The sequence below is a fragment of the Arthrobacter sp. Ha26 genome, from assembly GCF_059091705.1.
On the sequence record NZ_JBNHGX010000007.1, the window covers coordinates 89,822 to 109,335 of the forward strand.

At 64.6% G+C, this 19,514-nt stretch carries 13 protein-coding genes and 2 tRNA genes; 6 read left to right on the forward strand and 9 right to left on the reverse strand.

The features are described 5' to 3' along the window. Positions 1–63: 63 nt before the first annotated feature. The 6 genes from AC5RVY_RS16130 to bcp all read right to left on the reverse strand — a co-directional run bounded on the left by AC5RVY_RS16130 (position 64) and on the right by bcp (position 8,444). Positions 64–3,282: an efflux RND transporter permease subunit gene (locus AC5RVY_RS16130; protein WP_493955717.1), complete on the reverse strand. Its 3,219-nt coding sequence runs from the start codon at positions 3,280–3,282 to the stop codon at positions 64–66. Between the two features lie 69 nt (positions 3,283–3,351). Beyond that, the gene (locus tag AC5RVY_RS16135) at positions 3,352–4,854 is read right to left on the reverse strand and encodes a malate:quinone oxidoreductase (protein WP_493955718.1); all 1,503 of its coding nucleotides are present in this window, start codon (positions 4,852–4,854) and stop codon (positions 3,352–3,354) included. 79 nt (positions 4,855–4,933) lie between these two features. Continuing rightward, on the reverse strand, positions 4,934–6,604 hold the full coding sequence (locus tag AC5RVY_RS16140) for an ABC transporter substrate-binding protein (protein ID WP_493955719.1): 1,671 nt from the start codon (positions 6,602–6,604) through the stop codon (positions 4,934–4,936). Positions 6,605–6,798: 194 nt separating this feature from the next. Beyond that, positions 6,799–7,485: a fasciclin domain-containing protein gene (locus tag AC5RVY_RS16145; RefSeq protein WP_493955720.1), complete on the reverse strand. Its 687-nt coding sequence runs from the start codon at positions 7,483–7,485 to the stop codon at positions 6,799–6,801. Between the two features lie 273 nt (positions 7,486–7,758). Next, positions 7,759–7,840, reverse strand: a tRNA-Leu gene (locus tag AC5RVY_RS16150). Between the two features lie 130 nt (positions 7,841–7,970). After that, positions 7,971–8,444: a thioredoxin-dependent thiol peroxidase gene (bcp, locus tag AC5RVY_RS16155; protein ID WP_493955721.1), complete on the reverse strand. Its 474-nt coding sequence runs from the start codon at positions 8,442–8,444 to the stop codon at positions 7,971–7,973. Between the two features lie 95 nt (positions 8,445–8,539). Here bcp and AC5RVY_RS16160 point away from each other — a divergent pair, with 95 nt between their 5' ends. Then, positions 8,540–8,998: a MarR family winged helix-turn-helix transcriptional regulator gene (locus tag AC5RVY_RS16160; protein WP_493955837.1), complete on the forward strand. Its 459-nt coding sequence runs from the start codon at positions 8,540–8,542 to the stop codon at positions 8,996–8,998. Between the two features lie 372 nt (positions 8,999–9,370). On the opposite strand, the gene AC5RVY_RS16165 is transcribed toward AC5RVY_RS16160, so the two are convergent. The 3 genes from AC5RVY_RS16165 to AC5RVY_RS16175 all read right to left on the reverse strand — a co-directional run bounded on the left by AC5RVY_RS16165 (position 9,371) and on the right by AC5RVY_RS16175 (position 11,818). After that, a tRNA-Lys gene (locus AC5RVY_RS16165) sits at positions 9,371–9,446 on the reverse strand. A gap of 115 nt (positions 9,447–9,561) precedes the next feature. Next, positions 9,562–10,599: a PQQ-dependent sugar dehydrogenase gene (locus AC5RVY_RS16170; protein ID WP_493955838.1), complete on the reverse strand. Its 1,038-nt coding sequence runs from the start codon at positions 10,597–10,599 to the stop codon at positions 9,562–9,564. 64 nt (positions 10,600–10,663) lie between these two features. After that, positions 10,664–11,818 carry a sunset domain-containing protein gene (locus AC5RVY_RS16175; RefSeq protein WP_493955722.1) on the reverse strand — a complete coding sequence of 385 codons (1,155 nt, stop codon included), beginning with the start codon at positions 11,816–11,818 and terminating at the stop codon, positions 10,664–10,666. 306 nt (positions 11,819–12,124) lie between these two features. Here AC5RVY_RS16175 and ilvD point away from each other — a divergent pair, with 306 nt between their 5' ends. The 5 genes from ilvD (at position 12,125) to serA (ending at position 19,472) form a co-directional block, all read left to right on the forward strand. Then, positions 12,125–13,846, forward strand: coding sequence for a dihydroxy-acid dehydratase (gene ilvD, locus AC5RVY_RS16180; RefSeq protein ID WP_493955723.1), 1,722 nt, complete (start codon positions 12,125–12,127; stop codon positions 13,844–13,846). Positions 13,847–14,214: 368 nt separating this feature from the next. Continuing rightward, positions 14,215–16,122 (forward strand): acetolactate synthase large subunit, encoded by a 1,908-nt coding sequence (locus AC5RVY_RS16185; RefSeq protein ID WP_493955724.1) that lies wholly within the window; start codon positions 14,215–14,217, stop codon positions 16,120–16,122. A 2-nt stretch (positions 16,123–16,124) separates the two neighbouring features. After that, the gene (ilvN, locus tag AC5RVY_RS16190) at positions 16,125–16,637 is read left to right on the forward strand and encodes an acetolactate synthase small subunit (protein WP_493955725.1); all 513 of its coding nucleotides are present in this window, start codon (positions 16,125–16,127) and stop codon (positions 16,635–16,637) included. 92 nt (positions 16,638–16,729) lie between these two features. Next, positions 16,730–17,755, forward strand: coding sequence for a ketol-acid reductoisomerase (gene ilvC / locus AC5RVY_RS16195; RefSeq protein WP_493955726.1), 1,026 nt, complete (start codon positions 16,730–16,732; stop codon positions 17,753–17,755). 127 nt (positions 17,756–17,882) lie between these two features. Continuing rightward, positions 17,883–19,472: a phosphoglycerate dehydrogenase gene (gene serA, locus AC5RVY_RS16200; RefSeq protein ID WP_493955727.1), complete on the forward strand. Its 1,590-nt coding sequence runs from the start codon at positions 17,883–17,885 to the stop codon at positions 19,470–19,472. The last annotated feature ends 42 nt before the right edge of the window (positions 19,473–19,514 follow it).

The following is a 19,514-nucleotide window of genomic DNA, read 5'->3' on the forward strand; positions in this document are numbered from 1 at the left end:
ATTTAGATGCATTTGCATCTATCACCGCATACAACGCTGCCACGCAGAAATTATTCCTCTGTTTTACTCGGGGCCGCCGGGAGCTGCGCGCCGTCCGCTGACCTTGGGGACCATGCCGGTGGTCCAGTCGCGGAACTCCTCGTCCACGTCGGCGCCGGGCCCGAATTCGGGGCGGGCCTGCAGTTCGCGGAGCAGGACCTTCTTTTCGCGGCGCCCTTCCACCAGGCGGTAGAGCACGGGAACCAGGACCAGGGTCAGGGCAGTGGAGGAGACGAGGCCGCCGATAACCACCACGGCCAGGGGCTGCGAAATGAAGCCGCCGCCGCCCGTAAGGCCCAGCGCCATGGGGGTAAGGGCGAAGACCGTGGCCAGGGCGGTCATCAGGATGGGGCGGAGCCGTTGGCGGGCACCGTGGGTGATGGCATCGGCCACGTTCATTCCCGGCCGGCCGTCGCGCGGCTGCCGGTACTGGTTGATGAGGTCGATCAGCACAATGGCGTTGGTGACCACGATTCCCACCAGCATCAGCATGCCGATCAGTGAGGGCAGGCCCAGCGGGACACCGGTCAGAAGAAGCAGCGCCACGGCACCGGTAGCCGCGAACGGCACCGATACCAGCAGGATCAGGGGCTGGATGAGCGATTTAAACGTGGCCACCATAATCACGTAGACAATGGCAATTGCCGCCAGCAGGGCGAGCCCCAGCTGCTGGAAGGACTCCTGCTGCTGTGTGGTGGCACCGCCGATTTCCGCGGTCACCCCGGCCGGCAGCTGGACGTCCGCAAGGCGCTTCTGGACTTCGGTGTTGACCGCGCCGAGGTTTGATCCCGACGGCGTCACCGAAACACGTGCGGTGCGCTGGCCGTTGCTGGCGGTGATGGATACCGGCACGTCCACCTGCTCCACGGCGGCGATACTGCCGAGCGTCACGGATGCGCCGGCCCCGGGCAGCGGGATGTTCCGCACGGCGTCGATGCTGGTGAACCGCGTGCCCTTGCCGATCTGCACGGGGAAATCATTGGTGTCAATCCGTACGGTCCCGGCCGGGATGGGGCTGATGGTGGAGGCGAGGACTCCGGCCACCTGTTCTTCGTTCAGCCCTGCCGCAACGGCCTTGGCGCGGTCCACTTTCACCTGCACCACGGGCTGGCTGGCGGCGAGGTTGGTGGCCACTTCGCTGGTGCCGGGCACACCGGTCATAGCCTGCACCATGGCGTCGCTGGCGCTCTGCAGGTCCGCGGTGGTGGCAGCTTTGATGGTGATGTCAACGGTGGAGGACGTCCCGAAGCCACCCTGCTGCGTGCCTACGGACACCTTTCCGGAATCAGGCACCTTTGCCAGTTCGTTCCGTACGGTTTCCTGGAGTTGGTCCTGGTCCGCCTTCTCATCGGTCACCACGGTGAAGGTGGAGTTGGAGGATCCGGTAGAGGTGATCGCGGCAAACCCGGCCTGCGCATTCCCGGACGTTACCTGGACGTCCCGGACGCCGTCGATCCCGCGCAGGACCTCCTCAACGCGGATGGCGGCGGCGCTGGTATCCGCCAGGCTGGTGCCCGCAGGCAGCACCTGCCGGACGGTCAGGCTGTTCTGGCCGGAGTTGCCCAGCAGGTTGGTGGCCAGCAGGGGCGTCATGGCCGCGGTGCCGCCAAGGACCAGGGCGGCGGCCACGAGGGTGATCACGGGATGCTTCTGGGTTTTGGTGAGAATTGGCAGGTACCCGCGCTGGAGCCTGCTGCGCTGCTCCGCCTCCTGGGCCCTGGCCCGGGCCCCGGCGGCGCCCTGGCGCGCAGCCTCGCTGCCCGGCGCGTGGCCGGTATTCCGCAGGAACCAGTAGGCAAGCACCGGAACGATGGTCAGGGAGACCAGCAGCGACGCCAGCAGTGCCATGGTGACGGTGAGGGCAAACGGCCTGAACAGTTCACCTGCGAGTTCGCCCACGAAGGCAATGGGCAGGAAGACTGCCACGGTGGTCAACGTCGAAGCGGTGATCGCGCCCGCTACTTCCCGGATGGCGGTCAGGATGGCGGTGACCTTGTCCTCGCCGTAGCTGAGGTGCCGCTTGATGTTTTCGATGACCACGATCGAATCGTCCACCACCCGGCCAATGGCGATGGTAAGGGCGCCGAGGGTGAGGATGTTCAGCGAGTAACCCGTGGCAGACAGGCCGATGAAGGTGATCAGGAGCGAGAGCGGGATGGATACGGCCGTTACGAGCGTGGACCGGGCGGACATCAGGAAAACCAGGATGATCGCCACGGCGAAGCCCAGGCCCAGCAGGCCCTCGGTGGTGAGGTCCTTAATGGATTTTTCGATGAACGGAGCCTGGTCGAACACCGGTGTGAACTTGGCATTGGAGCCCAATTCGGCCTCGAGCTCGTCCAAGGTGTCCCGGACGGCGTGCGAGATGGCCACCGTGTCGCCCTCGGGCTTCTTGGTCACGGATACGGCAAGGGTCTCCGCCCCGTTGGTGCGCGTGATAGAGGTCCGTTCGTCATCCTTCAGGGAGACGTCGGCTACCGCGCCGATCGTGGCGGCGTTTTTTGCCCCGGCGAGCGGCAGCGCCTTAATGGCATCAAGCGAATCGACGGGGCTGCCGATCTGCAGTGACAGCGTCTTTCCCTGCTCCTCCAAAGTGCCCGCAGGGACCAAATCACCATTGTTGCCCAAGGCATCACGGATGGAGGTGATGCTGCCCCCGGACGCAGCCATGGCATCGGGGCGGGGGAGGATCTCAATGTGCTGGGTGGCGCCGCCGGTCACATCGGCGCCGCGGACGCCGTCGATCTTTAGCAGCCGGGGCACACTGAGCCGCTGCAGGTCGGCGTTTAGCTCGCTCAGGCCCTTGTCCGAGGACACGGCCAGGAAAACGATGGGGAAATCGTTGATGCTGCCGGCGAAAGCCTGCGGCTGGACGTCCTCGGGGAGTGTCCGTTTGGCGTTGGAGATGGCCCGGTCAATCTGGTTCCGTGCCCGGTCGAGGTTGGCGCCATACGTGAAGACCATCGTGATCTGCGAAACGCCGTTGCGCGACGTGGAGGAGGTGGATTCCAGGCCCTCCACGCCGTTCAGTGCAGTCTCCAGGGGCGCGCTCACCTGCTTGTCCACCACTTCCGGGGAGGCACCGGGCATGGCGGTCAGCACCGTGATCTGCGGGAACTCGATCGACGGGATGAGCTCCTGCTTCAGCGACGACATGGTGATGACGCCGAAGACGGAGGCGAAGACGGTGATCAGTGCGATCAGTGCCCGGTTTGCCAGTGAAAGTTGTGCCAGCCGGAACATCGCATGCTCTCCTGTGGGGTTGGAACTGACTGTTGCGGACAGGACAGCCGGCCACCAACCCCGGCAGGGTCAGTGGCTGGCGGTGACGCTCTCCAACTGGAGGGACGCCGCCGTTGCCCTTTCGAGCTCCGCGGCAAGTTCCGGATTGTCATCGAGCTTGACGCCGTAGCCGGGCATCATGTCCTTCAGCCTGGACTGCCAGCCCTTGAAGTTCTTGGGGAAGGCCTTCCGGAGCAGCTCGATCATGATGGGTACTGCAGTGGAGGCTCCGGGAGACGCGCCCAGGAGCGCGCCGATGGAACCGTCACGGCCGGCAATGACCTCAGTGCCGAACTGAAGCACGCCGCCCTTCTGCGGGTCTTTCTTGATGATCTGTACACGCTGGCCGGCGGTAATGAGTTCCCAGTCGTCCGCTTTGGCTTCCGGATAGTACTCGCGCAGCGCTTCCACCTTGTCGCCGTGCTTCTTGGCCACTTCCTTGATGAGGTAGGCGGTGAGGTCCATGTTGTCCTTGGCAACCGCCAGCATGGGGATGATGTTGCTCGGCCGGATGGACAGCGGCAGGTCCAGGTATGAGCCGTTCTTGAGGAAGTTGGTGGAGAAGCCGGCGTACGGGCCGAACAGCAGCGAACGCTTGCCGTTGACGTACCTGGTGTCCAGGTGGGGCACGGACATGGGCGGAGCGCCCACGGATGCCTGGCCGTAAACCTTGGCGCTGTGCTGCGCGGCAAGGGTTTCGTCCGTGCAGCGGAAGAACTGTCCGGACACCGGGAAGCCGCCATAACCCTTGCTTTCCGGGATCCCGGAGGCCTGGAGCAGGTGCAGGGCGCCGCCGCCGGCACCCACAAAGACAAACTTGGCGTGGATCTTGCCGTGTTCGCCCGACTTCGGGTACTTCAGCGAAAGGTTCCAGCCGCCGTCGGACGCCCTGGAGATGCCGGTGACATCGTGCCCGTAGTTGATTTCGACGCCGTTGTTCCCCAGGTAGGTGGTCAGCTCCCGGGTCAGTGCCCCGAAGTCGACGTCAGTGCCCTCGGCGGCCCGCGTGGCGGCGATCCGCTGTTTCGGGTCCCGGCCCTTGACGATCAGCGGAGCCCACTTGCCGATCTGGCCGTGGTCCTCGGAGTACTCCATGCTGCGGAAAAGGGTATGTGGCTTGAGGGCCTCGTAGCGGGTCTTCAGGAACCGGGTGTTCTCCTCGCCGATCACAAAGCTCATGTGCGGCACGGTGTTAATAAAGCGCTTGGGTGAACCGATCAGGGACTGGTCCACGAGGTGGGACCAGAACTGGCGGGAAAGCTGGAACTGCTCGTTGATTAACAGTGCCTTGGTGGGGTCCACCGAGCCGTCTTTGGCTGCGGGGGAGTAGTTGAGTTCGCAAAGGGCAGCGTGGCCGGTTCCGGCGTTGTTCCACGGATCGGAGCTCTCCAGCCCCGGCTCGTCCAGCCGCTCGAACATGGAGATGGTCCAGTCCGGCTCCAACTGCTTGATGAATGCCCCCAGCGTGGCGCTCATGATGCCGCCGCCAATCAGGACGACGTCGGCATGTGGGGTCTTGGAAATGAAGGTCACGATCAGTCTCCGATTGCAGCGGCTCTGGCTGTCACAGAATATCCCCGCGCGGCCCTACTACTGAAATTGGGCGGGCCCGTCAAGGCTTCAGTTGCACTTTGGTGAAAACTTCGTTTAAGACAGGCGACGCCGGATAGCTCACCACCCGGTCTGACAGGGCCAGCGCCGAGATCGGGAAGGCAACGGGGACTGCGGGAACGGTGGCTGCGATCTGGGCATTGATGGTGTGATATTGCTCATCCCGCTCCTGGCCCTCCGGCATTCCGCGCGCCCTGTTGATCTTGGAAAACACCTGCGGATCCTGGTAGCCGAACTCGCCGTTCTTCTCCCCGAAAAGGGGGCCCACAAAATTATCGGCGTCCGAGTAGGAACCGTTCCATCCCAGCAGGTGGAGTCCGTGGTCTCCCGGTGACTGGACTTTCTGCAGGTACCCCTCGGACCAGTCCACGGGAACCGGCTTGATGTTGAAGCCCACCGCGGTCAGTTGCCGGCTGATTTCGGCGTACACCTTTTCTGGGGTGGGAAGGTAGGGCCGGGTGACGTTCAGGGGGTAGTAGAACCGCAGCTCCTCACCGGTATAGGCGGCCTCTTTGAGGTACTCCTTGGCCTTGGTTGGATCGTGGCCCAGTGCCGGGGCGTCGTTGTTGAACCCGCTGATCTTCGGCGGGACGAACTGGGTGGCCACGGCGGTGTTGTCGATGAAGAACTTGCGGATCAAGGTCTCCTTATCGATCGCGAGTTCGATGGCCTGCCGGACCTTTTGGTTCTGCAGGACAGGGATCTCCTGGTTGATCCCCAGGTACATCACCGAGAACGGGTCGCGCTGCACAATCTGCTTGCCGCGTTTCACCAGTTGGTCAAAGTTGCCCACGGTCACGGCGTCGTAGCCGTCGATGGTGCCGTCCAGCAGGGCCTGGAGGCGGGCCTGGGGGTGGTTGTAGGCCACGAAGTTGATGGTGGCGATCTGGCCGCGGTCCCCCCAGTACTGTGCGTTGCTGGCCAGGGTGACGCTGGCTTCATCCCAGGACTTCAAGGTGAAGGGGCCGGTGCCCACCGGGTGGGTGCCGAAGGCGGACACGGCCTGGCCGCCGCGGCTCTGGTCCAGGACGTCGGCGTTTCCTGCCGCCAGCGCTGCGGGGGAGGCGATGGCGAAAGCCGGCAGCGTCAACGCCTGCAGGAACGCAGTGAAGCGCTGGGTCAGGTCGATCCGGACAGTATCGGCCGCCACTGCCGTGCAGCTCTTGAAGATGGACAGCTCCGGCTGGTCGGCGTGCGCCTTGAATACACCCTTGAACGAGCTGCCGGGGGCCTGCCGGCGCAGCTCCTCGGAGAACGCGAACCACCGGTTGAAGTTGGTGCACACGGCGTCGGCATTGAACGGGGTGCCGTCGTGGAACATCACACCGCTGCGCAGTTTGAAGGTATAGGAGCGGCCCTCGTTGGATTCGCTCCACTCGGTGGCCAGCAGCGGGGTGGGTTTCCCGGTGGTCTGGTCCACCCCCACCAAGCCTTCAAGGATCTGGCGGGTGATGCGCTGGGACTCTACATCCGTGGAGAGCGCCGGGTCCAGGCCCAGCGGCTGCACTGCAGTGCCGAAGTTGAAGCTGGCGGTGGGCTCCGCCGTCGTGCTCGGGGCCGGGGACGCGGGCGACGGCGGGGGAGTCGGACTTCCGGTACATGAAGTGACGCTCAACGCCAGGAGGGCGGCACCGGCCGTAATGACCGTCCGCCTGGATGGACTGCTGGGCACTCGTTTATCACCTCGGGATTTTGCCGGCGCCGCCGACTGCGGGCCGGGACCCAGTCTAGTTGACCTCCTGCTGCGGTTCCCGAAGGCCCGCGCCGGCGGCAGGGAGGCAGAGGCCGCCCGTTAAATGGTGCGGGGCCCGGTCCCTTTCGGAACGGACCCCGCGCCTTGCAGCCTGGTTACTGCACCAGCCCGGCTTACTTGGGCATCAGCACCGAATCGATGAGGTAGACGGTTGCGTTCTTGGTCTTGACGCCGCCGCAGATCACGCTGGCGTCGTCCACCTTGAGGGCGTCAGCGCTGCCCGTGACCGTGACCGAACCGCCCTGGACCGTGGCGTGGGTGCCCACGATCTTGTCCGGAGTGATCTGGCCGGGAACCACGTGGTAGGTGAGGATCTTGCTCAGGAGGGCATCGTCGGTCTTCAGTGTTTCGATGGTGGCCGGATCGATTTTGGCGAAGGCGTCGTCCACCGGAGCGAAGACGGTAAATTCGCCACCGTTGAGGGTGTCCACCAGATCCACCTTGGGGTTCAGCTTGCCGGATACGGCGGCGGTGAGGGTGGTGAGGATGGGGTTGTTGGAGGCGGCTACGGCGACGGGGTCCAGAGCCATGCCTTCCACCGAACCGGCGCCCGTGGGGACCTTCTCGGCGTAGCCGGCGCAGCCGGGGCCCACGAGGTTGGCGGCCGGATCCATGGAAGCTGCGGATGAGCTGGCCGACGGGGACGGGGCCATGCTCGAGGCCGGTGCCGAGGCTGAGGGCGCCGCTGCAGGTGCAGAGGAGCTTGCGGTTCCTGCCGAGCCGCCGCAGGCGGTCAGGCTGAGCAGAGCTGCAGCTGCAACGCCTGCGACGCCGAAAGTGGTGCGCTTGATGGTCTGCATGGTGGTTCTCCTTGGGTTGAACATGTTGCCTGGCCGTGGACGGATGTCCGCGGCCCTGTTGCTTCTGGCTGGTGGGCACCTGCACTTGGCTGGTGTCTCACTGGGTATTCGGCCGATGCCGGAAGCTGGATGGGTCAACATCAAGAAGTTTTTCGGCGCGCTGCGAATTCACCGGATTTCCGGATCCCGGGATGCTCTTACGTCGCTGGATGTTAACGAAAAAATCCCCCGGCCCGTGAACTGCTCACGGCCCGGGGGATCTTTGACATTCAGTGCGCAAGGGGGGACTTGAACCCCCACGCCCGAAGGCACAGGAACCTAAATCCTGCGTGTCTGCCAATTTCACCACTCGCGCTTAACTGCCCGGCGCCGGTGCTCCGGGCCCTGGGTCAGGGCCAGGAACGTACGACGGCGGATGCCAGTCTTTATTGTAGCCTCGCCCAGGCGGGCCCTGCGTCAGCAGCGGCCCGGCCCGGTGGCCGGCTTCAGGCGTCCAGGTTCAGGTCCCGGCGCAGCTTGGCCACGTGGCCGGTGGCGCGGACGTTGTACTGGGCCAGGGCTACTTTGCCGTCGGGGTCCAGCACGATGGTGGACCGGATGAGGCCCTCGTACGTCTTGCCGTAGTTCTTCTTTTCTCCCCACGCGCCGTAGGCCTCCGCCACGGCATGGTCCTCGTCCGAGAGCAGCGGGAAAGTGAGGGTTTCCTTCGCTGTGAATTTGGCGAGCTTTTCCACCGGATCGGGGGAGATGCCCAGGACGTCATAGCCCGCCGACTGCAGGGAGGACAGGTTGTCGCGGAAGTCGCAGGCTTCTTTTGTGCAGCCGGGCGTGGAGGCGGCGGGGTAGAAGTACACGATGGTGTTGCGGCCGGGGCGCGGTGCCAGGCTGACGTCGTTGCCGGTGGAATCCTTCAGGGTGAAGCGGGGTGCATCGTCACCCGGTACCAGTCTGTCAGCCATTGTTTTTCTCCTTGTTGCCGGCGGGACACACCAGCCTAGTAAGCCTCGCTTAGCAGTGCCAATCGACACTGGCTATACTTGCTGCTATGCCTGATATGGATCAATGGCCCACTGGGCGCCTCTTGTCCACTGCTGCGCGCCTCGTTGAGCACTCCTGGAATGAGAAACTTGGCGCTATCGGCCTCACCCATGCCGGTGTTATTGCCATCGAGGTCCTCAACGCCCAAGGCCCCATGACCCAGGCGCAGCTGGCTCAGTTCGTGCGTGTCCAGGCCCAGACCATGGGCAAGACCCTTAGCCGCCTCGAGGCCCACGGGCACATTGCGCGGGTCCGCAGCACCTCCGACCGCAGGAGCCACGTGGTGTCCCTTACTGAACGGGGCAAGGAAGCCGTCGCCGCCGCCGTCGAGATGGAACGTACTGTCCTGGCCGCCGCCACCATTGATCCCGACGTCCTCCGGCAGGAACTTAAGGCAGTTGTCCGCGAACTCGCGAGCCAGTTCGGAACCACCACTTCGGCCGTGATGATGGAAAACCCGTCCATGACCTCCTAAGGGTTGCCCGCTTGGCCGGCATTGCCGGCACCAGCGTGATCCCAGCCGTGGCAGGCTGTGGTCACGCTTTATTTTTGCCCGGCCCGGCATCACTTTGTGTCATGAACAACGCGCCATCACCTTTCGCAGTGAACCGGGAAACGCTCCATCACTTGTCACGGGGAACGCGCGATCACCTTGCGGTCCTATGGAGTCGGCGTCTTGCACACTGCCCGCGGCAGCCCCGCCGTCGAACGGCCGGGAGGTGATGATGCGTCTTGGGGGAAGGTTGCGGGAGGTGATGGGGCGTCTTGAGGAGTTGGGGCGTCGTGGCCGGGCAAAACAAAACAGCCCCCGGTTTGCGTTTCCGCAAGCCGGAGGCTGTTTTCCCAGTGGTGCACCCCCCGGGACTTGAACCCGGAACCCATTGATTAAGAGTCAATTGCTCTGCCAATTGAGCTAGAGGTGCATCTTTTGTTTCGATCGTTTGGGGCTTTTTGTTTCCCCGTTGATCTCCGCAACGACATGAAACTCTACACGAACTTTTGATGCATGTGAAATCGGCGCTGGCGGGAAAGTCCGGGTCAGCGCGGAGGGGGTAAAACCAGCACAAAATCGGGGTTTTCGTTGTTTGTCAGCAGCCAAAAGCCGCCGTCGGGGGTGCGGATGACGTCCCGGATCCGCCCGTATTCGCGTGTGAAGTAGGCCACAGGGGAACCGGCTTCCTCGCCGGCCAGGGGCACCGCCCACATCCGTTGGCCACGCAATGCACCGAGGTAGGCCGTTGAGCCGACAATTTCCAGTCCGCTGGGCGAGGATTCGCTTGTTGCCGGCCAGACGACTTTTGCGTCCCGGAACTCGGGGCGGTGGGGAGCGCCTGTGACAGCGGGCCAGCCGTAATTGCCGCCGGGGACAATCAGGTTGAGTTCATCATTGACGTCAGGCCCGAACTCGCTGGCCCAGAAGCGTCCTTCCCGGTCCCAGGCCAGTCCTTGGACGTTCCTGTGTCCCAGGCTGTACACCGCGTTGCCGAACGGGTTACCCGGGGCGGGATCGCCGTCGGCCGTCAGGCGAAGGATTTTACCGCCCAACGCTGCGGGGTCCTGGGGCTGTTCCCTGCGCTGCGAATCACCGGTGCCCACATACAGGAAACCGTCCGGTCCGAAACGGATCCTGCCGCCGTTGTGGGTGGATGCCTTGGGAATGCCAGTGAAGATCACGTCCGGTTCCCCCACGGAGAGTGTTCCGTCACTGGCACGCGCCAGGCGAAGGCGCGCAATCCTGTTGTCCGTCGCTGACGTGAAGTAGGCATAGAGGTAGCGGTCGGCGGCGAAGGTGGGGGACAGGGCAAGCCCCAGCAGGCCGCCTTCTCCGGCGGGAACCACGCCCGGGACCTTCCCCAGGTCCTTGGCTTCTCCTGCCCTGACTGTTTTGAGGAGGGCCGTGTCGCGCTCGGAGATAACTGCTGTTCCGTCAGGGAGGAATACCGCGGCCCAGGGGATGTTCAGCTGAAGATCCAGGCGCTGGGGCGTTCCCGGCACTGGGTCAGCCGAGGAACTCACTGAAGGGCTGCTTCCTGTTGGCCCCTTGTCCGGGCTGCCGGTGCAGGAACCCAGGAGCATGGCAAGGCAGACGGCAGCGGCAGCCACGGGGGCCACCCGGCGCGGCCCCCGCGCGGACGCGGTGCTACATCCGCCTGCGCCGCGGCGCCCGGAACCCCGCAGCTTCGGCATGCGCAGCCGACTCGAACCACACGTCCGCCCTGGTCTGCTCATACTCGGGGTGTCCCTCCTCGTAATACACCATTGAGCCGGCGTCGCCCTTGACGGTGTACTCTGCCGGTCCGGTGCCGTCACCAGCAGCCGATGCTGAACCCATGCCATAGGGTTCCTCGGCCGCCAAGTGCCCGGCTGGTTCCGTCCCTGTCGAAGACATACCCCCGGACTGTGCGTGGTCCGCGCCGGTTTCCACCAGCGCGGATGATTCCGCCCGGTCCCGTGTTTCCGTTGCTGCGGCGTCGCTGAGGCTGATACCCGCCGCGGAAGAGCTTGTTGCCCTGCCGGCTTGGGCCCCCTCGGAGCCGGCCGTGGACTGCTGGCGCGCTGCGGTTGAGGGTTCGCTACCAGGTTCTTCGGGCTCTTCGACGGCGGCTGTTTCGGCGCCGGGGAGCGTGGGGGCCTGCGGTGCGGTGAACTCCGGATGGTGTACCGGCCGGAAGGTGCCGGCGCTGTCATCAATGGTTTCGGCGGGGGCCTGCCCGGACCCGTTCTCCGCGGACCCGTTCAGGGCGGGCGGAAGGGGACCTGCAGGCGCTCCCGTCTCCTGGTGCTCTGCTCCTTCCCGCTGGGCCGAGCTTTGCCGGTGTCCAACAGTTTCGGGGGCCGAGCCTTCGCGGGTAGGGGCTGGGCCTGACGCCTCAGACCACTGCGTTTCCCATTCAGCCGCATCCTGGGCCCGGCGCTCTTCAGGGGAAGAACCTCGCGAACTTTCCGCGGCGGCCTCAGTGCCGGCTGCGGAGGATCCTGTTCCGCTGTCCGGAGCGGCATCCGACACGGATGCAGACTCGCCCGGCTCCTCTGCGGTCGCGGGAGCTGCCGGTTCTGCCGGGCGGCCGAATCCTGCCGCGCTGGCAATGCCGGAGGTTCCCGCAGCTTCGGCGGAGGCTGCGGCACTCCCGCCGGAAAGTGCACCGTCAGCGCGGGCATCCCGGTCGGCGCGGCGTTCGGCCTCCCCGGAACGGGAAGCGGAATTCCTGCGGTTCAGCAACCACCACACAGCAGCCGCGAGCACCACGAGCAGAATGATCCAAAAGACAACATCCATGGCAAGCCCTTCAGTCAATTGGCAAGGTCCTTTGCCCCGACGCTACGTCGGGTCCACAGTGCTGTCCAGCCTTTGACCTGCCGGAACTCCTTGGCCTTAGCGGGCAGTTGGATTGGCCAGGGACCGGAGCGCGTGGGGGATTCCCGGCGGAGGCCTTCCCCCGCAGCGGCGGGTGACCGAGGCCACAAGGAGCTGGGATCACATGACCGAGATCTCAGTATTTGAGATCGCATTCCACCATCTGGTCAGAAATTTTCCCGGTTTTGTGCTTAAGCGGCTCCAGTCTGTCCCTGCGCCGTTCCGCGGAGCCATAGACTTTCCCCTATGAGTGAGGACACCCTGATCACAACCGACACCAAGCCTGACATCAAGCCGCGGAGCCGGGTAGTAACCGACGGCATCCACGCCGCCCCAGCCCGGGGGATGTTCCGCGCCGTCGGCATGGGCGATGACGACTTCGCAAAGCCCCAGGTGGGTGTCGCCAGTTCCTGGAACGAAATCACGCCCTGCAACCTCTCCCTCAACCGGCTCGCCCAGGGTGCCAAAGAAGGCGTCCACGCAGGTGGCGGATTCCCCATGCAGTTCGGCACCATCTCCGTCTCGGACGGAATCTCCATGGGCCACGAAGGCATGCACTTCTCATTGGTCTCACGCGAAGTTATCGCTGACTCCGTGGAGACCGTGATGCAGGCGGAGCGCATCGACGGATCCGTCCTGCTCGCAGGCTGTGACAAGTCCCTCCCGGGCATGCTCATGGCAGCAGCCCGCCTGGACCTGTCCAGTGTCTTCCTCTACGCCGGCTCCATCATGCCCGGCTGGGTAAAGCTCGAGGACGGCTCCGAAAAGGAAGTCACCCTCATCGACGCCTTCGAGGCTGTTGGCGCCTGCGCCGCAGGCAAGATGAGCATGGAAGACCTGACCCGCATCGAAAAGGCCATCTGCCCGGGCGAAGGCGCCTGCGGCGGCATGTACACGGCCAATACCATGGCCTGCATCGGTGAGGCCCTCGGCATGTCCCTGCCCGGCTCCGCCGCCCCGCCCTCGGCAGACCGCCGTCGTGATGAATTCGCCCGCAAGTCCGGCGAAGCAGTGGTCAACCTCCTCCGCCAAGGCATCACCGCGCGCGACATCATGACCAGGAAGGCCTTCGAGAACGCCATCGCGGTCACCATGGCCTTCGGCGGTTCCACCAACGCCGTCCTGCACCTACTGGCAATCGCCCGGGAGGCCGAGGTGGAGCTGACCCTTGACGACTTCAACCGCATTGGCGACAAGATCCCGCACCTGGGTGACCTCAAGCCTTTCGGCCGTTACGTCATGACTGATGTGGACAAGATCGGCGGCGTGCCGGTGATCATGAAGGCACTGCTCGACGCCGGCCTGCTCCACGGTGACTGCCTCACCGTCACCGGCAAGACCGTGGCCGAAAACCTCGAAGCGATCAACCCGCCGGACGTTGACGGCAAGATACTGCGCGCCCTGGACAACCCGATCCACAAGACCGGCGGCATCACCATCCTTCACGGCAGCATGGCCCCTGAAGGCGCAGTGGTGAAAAGCGCAGGCTTTGACGCCGACGTCTTCGAAGGCACAGCACGTGTCTTCGAACGCGAAAAGGGCGCCCTTGATGCGCTGGATAACGGCCAGATCCACGCCGGCGACGTTGTGGTGATCCGGTATGAAGGCCCCAAGGGCGGTCCAGGCATGCGTGAAATGCTTGCGATCACCGGCGCCATCAAAGGTGCCGGCCTGGGCAAGGACGTCCTGCTACTCACCGACGGCCGGTTCTCCGGCGGCACCACCGGCCTGTGCATCGGGCACGTCGCGCCGGAAGCGGTGGACGGCGGCCCCATAGCCTTCGTTCAGGACGGTGACCGGATCAGGGTGGACATCGCGGCGCGCAGCTTCGACCTCCTCGTGGACGAAGCTGAGCTCGAAGCCCGCAAGGTGGGCTGGCAGCCGCTCCCGGCAAGGTACACCAAGGGTGTCCTCGCCAAGTACGCCAAGCTGGTACACAGCGCTAGCCAAGGTGCCTGGACAGGCTGATATGAGTACCCCGGGCCTTCTCCCGGGACCTGCCCGCTGAGGCGGCAGGGCTTAATTAGGGGCGATCCGAGGGGCCCCGGGCAGACGGCGCTTGCGCCGGAGGGCCGGGGAAGGATCATCCCGTGGACAACGGAGTCCACATGGTGAGATCGGGTGGCACCTCGTTGACACCTATCCCACCAGAGGGAAAACTGAACGCATGACTTTCGTTACCGGCATCGTCGTCGTCCTTACCAAGCGCGTGACACATTAGCCTCCACTGGTAACGAACCGTCACGCGCAAACCCCTCGAAGAGCCGCCAGGCTGAGGGGTTTTTTTATTTCCCGCAGTTTCCACGAACCACAGATGATCCACAAGGAAGAGTCCGATGAGCAAAGGATCGCCGATCAGCCCCTCGCTGATGGCTACTAAGTCCGCTGGAGCCCCCAAGGCTCCGGAACGCGCCGACCGCACGGCTGACCACGCCGTCGTCGTCGCCGACCTTGCTGCCGCCTCTCCTGTCCTCGGGCCGAACAACGTTGTACCCCCTACGGTGATGACCGGCTCGCAAGCTATTGTCCGCTCGCTCGAAGAACTCGGCGTGGACGATATTTTCGGTTTGCCCGGTGGCGCGATCCTGCCCACCTACGACCCCTTGATGGCCTCCAGCATGAATCACGTCCTGGTCCGTCACGAACAGGGAGCCGGCCACGCCGCGCAAGGCTACGCCATGGTGACCGGGCGGGTGGGCGTATGTATCGCCACCTCAGGCCCCGGCGCCACCAACCTCGTTACCGCCATCATGGATGCCCACATGGACTCCGTGCCGCTCGTAGCCATCACCGGCCAGGTGTCCAGCGGCGTGATCGGCACCGACGCCTTCCAGGAAGCCGACATTGTGGGCATCACCATGCCCATCACCAAGCACTCCTTCCTGGTGACCGACCCCAACGACATCCCGCATGTGATGGCCGAGGCCTTCCACCTGGCATCCACCGGACGTCCCGGCCCCGTCCTGGTGGACGTTGCCAAGGACGCCCAGGTTGGCCAGATGACCTTCTCGTGGCCGCCGCGGGTGGACCTCCCCGGCTACCGTCCCGTCACCCGGGGGCACAACAAGCAGGTCCGCGAAGCTGCCAAGCTGATCGCAGCAGCCAGCAAACCCGTCCTGTATGTTGGCGGGGGCGTGGTCAAGGCACATGCTTCCGCAGAGTTGCTGGCCCTGGCCGAGGCCACGGGTGCTCCCGTGGTCACGACCCTGATGGCAAAGGGCGTTTTCCCGGACTCCCACCCGCAGCACGTGGGCATGCCCGGCATGCATGGCACGGTTTCTGCGGTGACCGCCCTGCAGCAGTCCGACCTCCTGATCACGCTGGGCGCCCGGTTCGATGACCGCGTCACCGGCGTGCTGAAGACGTTTGCGCCCAACGCCAAGGTCATCCACGCGGACATCGACCCCGCCGAAATCTCCAAGAACCGCACCGCGGACGTGCCGATCGTGGGCTCGGTCAAGGAGATCATCCCGGAACTGACCGAAGCGGTCCGCACCCAGTTCCAGGCATCGGGCACGCCGGACCTGACCACCTGGTGGGCCTTCCTGAACAACCTGAAGGAAACCTACCCGCTGGGCTGGACCGAGCCGGAAGACGGACTGACTGCCCCGCAGAAAGTCATCGAGCGCATCGGCGCGCTGACCGGACCGGAAGGCGTCTACGTGGCGGGCGTCGGCCAGCACCAGATGTGGGCGGCACAGTTCATCAAGTACGAACGCCCGCACGCCTGGCTGAACTCGGGCGGCGCCGGCACCATGGGGTACGCCGTTCCGGCTGCCATGGGCGCCAAGGTAGGGGAGCCGGACCGGGTGGTCTGGGCCATCGACGGCGACGGCTGCTTCCAGATGACCAACCAGGAACTGGCCACCTGCGCCATTAACAACATTCCCATCAAGGTTGCCGTCATCAACAACTCCTCCTTGGGAATGGTGCGCCAGTGGCAGACCCTCTTCTACGAGGGCCGTTACTCGAACACCGACCTCAACACCGGCCACGACACCGTCCGCATCCCGGACTTCGTCAAGCTGGGGGAGGCCTACGGCTGCGCCTCGTTCCGCTGTGAACGCGACGAGGATATCGACGCCACCATCCAAAAGGCCCTCGAAATCAACGACCGCCCCGTGGTCATTGACTTCGTGGTAAGCCCCAACTCCATGGTGTGGCCTATGGTGCCCGCCGGCGTGAGCAACGACCAGATCCAGGTTGCCCGCAACATGACCCCGGAATGGGAAGAAGAGGACTGACCATGACCCGCCACACACTGTCCGTCCTGGTTGAAGACAAGCCGGGCGTCCTGACCCGGGTTGCCAGCCTCTTCGCCCGCCGGGCCTTCAACATCAACTCCCTGGCCGTTGGCCCCACCGAGGTTCCGGGCATCTCCCGGATGACCGTGGTGGTCGACGCCGATGGCGACCTCATCGAACAGGTCACCAAGCAGCTCAACAAACTGATCAACGTCATCAAAATCGTTGAGCTGACCTCCGAATCTTCCGTACAGCGTGACCACATCCTGGTCAAGGTACGTGCGGATGCCGCTACTCGTCTGCAGGTGACCCAGGCCGCAGACCTGTTCCGCGCTTCAGTGGTGGACGTCTCCACCGACTCTGTCGTCATTGAAGCAACCGGCCATCCCGAAAAGCTCACCGCACTGCTCTCAGTGCTGGAGCCCTTCGGCATCCGCGAAATCGTGCAGTCCGGCACCCTGGCCGTTGGACGGGGATCCCGCTCCATGAGTGACAGGGCGTTGCGCTCCGCATAGCAAGTTGCCCGGGCCTGCCCCGGCAGAGCGCGATGCCCGTAACCGCACCACCGAAACACCTATCTACAATCCACTCAAGAGGAGTTACGCAAGTGACTGAAATGTTTTACGACGACGACGCCGACCTGTCGATCATCCAGGGCCGCAAGGTAGCCATTGTTGGCTACGGCTCCCAGGGCCACGCCCACGCGCTGAACCTGCGCGATTCCGGCGTCGAGGTTGTTATCGCACTGAAGGACGGCTCCACGTCCGCCCCGAAGGCTGCAGACGCAGGCTTCACGGTCAAGAACGTCGCCGACGCCGCCGAATGGGCCGACGTCATCATGATCCTGGCACCGGACCAGCACCAGCGCTCGATCTACAACGACTCCATCAAGGACAAGCTGACCCCGGGCAAGGCCCTTGCCTTCGCCCACGGCTTCAACATCCGCTTCGGCTACATCCAGGCACCGGAGGGCGTTGACGTCATCCTCGTCGCCCCGAAGGCCCCCGGCCACACCGTACGACGCGAGTTCGAGGCCGGCCGCGGCATCCCGGACATCATCGCCGTCGAACAGGACGCCTCCGGCTCCGCCTGGGACCTGGCCAAGTCCTACGCCAAGGCCATCGGCGGCACCCGCGCCGGCGTCATCAAGACCACCTTCACCGAAGAGACCGAAACTGACCTCTTCGGCGAGCAGGCTGTCCTCTGCGGCGGCGTGTCCCAGCTGGTCCAGTACGGCTTCGAAACCCTGACCGAAGCCGGCTACCAGCCGCAGATCGCCTACTTCGAGGTACTCCACGAGCTCAAGCTCATCGTGGACCTCATGTGGGAGGGCGGCATCGCCAAGCAGCGCTGGAGCGTTTCCGACACCGCCGAATACGGCGACTACGTCTCCGGCCCGCGCGTCATCACCCCCGCGGTGAAGGAAAACATGCAGGCCGTCCTCGCGGACATCCAGTCCGGTGCCTTCGCCAAGCGCTTCATCGAAGACCAGGACAACGGCGCCGTGGAGTTCAAGGAACTGCGCGCCAAGGCCGAGCAGCACCCCATCGAGGCCGTTGGCCGCGAGCTGCGCTCCCTGTTCTCCTGGCAGCAGCAGGACGTGGACTACGTTGAAGGTTCAGCCGCCCGCTAAAGGTCGCCCCTGAGCGCCGCCATAAAAGGCAGCCGTAAGGCCGGGTTCACACTTAACAATGTGAGCCCGGCCTTTCCGTCGGCCTAGACTTGTTCCATCCCCAGGACTGCAACGCAGAGGATCAGCCGTGTCAAAACCCGTAGTACTGCTCGCCGAAGAACTTTCCCCCGCCACCATCGAGGCCCTCGGCCCGGACTTCGAGATCCGCCAGACCGACGGCGCTGACCGCTCCCAGCTGCTCTCTGCCATCAGCGACGTTGATGCCATCCTGGTCCGTTCCGCCACCCAGGTGGATGCCGAGGCCATCGCCGCAGCAAAGAACCTGAAGGTCATCGCCCGCGCCGGCGTGGGCCTGGACAACGTGGACATCAAGGCTGCCACCCAGGCCGGCGTGATGGTGGTCAACGCCCCCACGTCCAACATCGTCTCCGCGGCTGAACTCACCGTGGGGCACATCCTTAGCCTGGCCCGGCACATCCCGCAGGCCAGCGCCGCACTCAAGGACGGCGAGTGGAAGCGCTCAAAGTACACGGGCATCGAGCTGTTCGAAAAGAAGATCGGCATCATCGGCCTCGGCCGCATCGGCTCCCTGGTGGCAGCCCGCCTGAAGGGCTTCGACACCAAGATCCTTGCCTACGACCCCTACATCACCTCCGCCCGGGCAGCACAGCTCGGCGTGCAGCTGGTCACCCTGGATGAGCTCCTGGCCCAGTCCGACTTCATCACCATCCACATGCCCAAGACGCCCGAAACCGTGGGGATGCTCGGCGCTGACGCCTTCAAGAAGATGAAGAACACCGCCTACGTGGTGAACGTTGCCCGCGGCGGGCTGGTGGACGAGGAAGCCCTCTTCACTGCCCTGCAGGACCGCGAAATCGCCGGCGCCGGCGTGGACGTCTTCGCCAAGGAGCCCAGCACCGACCTTCCGTTCTTCAAGCTGGACAACGTGGTGGTCACCCCGCACCTCGGCGCCTCCACGGACGAAGCCCAGGAAAAGGCCGGCGTCTCGGTAGCCAAGTCCGTCCGCCTCGCCCTGGCAGGGGAGCTGGTTCCCGACGCCGTCAACGTCGCCGGAGGCGTCATCGCCCCGGACGTCCGCCCGGGCATCCCGCTGATAGAGAAGCTGGGCCGGATCTTCACCGCGCTCACCCACGACTCCCTGACGCAGTTCGACGTGGAGGTGGCTGGCGAGATTTCCTCACTGGACGTCAAGGTCCTGGAACTGGCCGCACTGAAGGGCATCTTCGCCGACGTAGTGACCGAACAGGTTTCCTACGTCAACGCACCTGTCATCGCTGAACAGCGCGGCATCAACGTCCGGCTGATCACCACGCCGGAGACGGAGTCCTACCGCAACGTCCTGACCCTGCGCGGAGCACTCAGCGACGGCAGCCAGATCTCGGTGGCCGGCACCCTGACCGGACCCAAGCAGATCGAGAAGCTGGTTGGCATCAACGGTTTCGAAGTCGAAATCCCCATCAGCGAGCACCTCGTTGTGGTTGCCTACACCGACCGTCCCGGCGTGATCGGGACCATCGGCCACATCCTGGGCATGAACAACATCAACATCGCCGGCATGCAGGTGGCACGCCACGACCAGGGCGGCCAGGTCCTCGCGCTGCTGACCATCGACAGCTCGGTACCCCAGCAGGTCCTGGATGCCATCAAGGCAGGCATCGGCGCCGAGATGGTCCGGGAAGTGGACCTGGAGGACTAATCCAGGTTGGGGGAAACGCCGTAGCGTCGGCCTCCGCTCGGC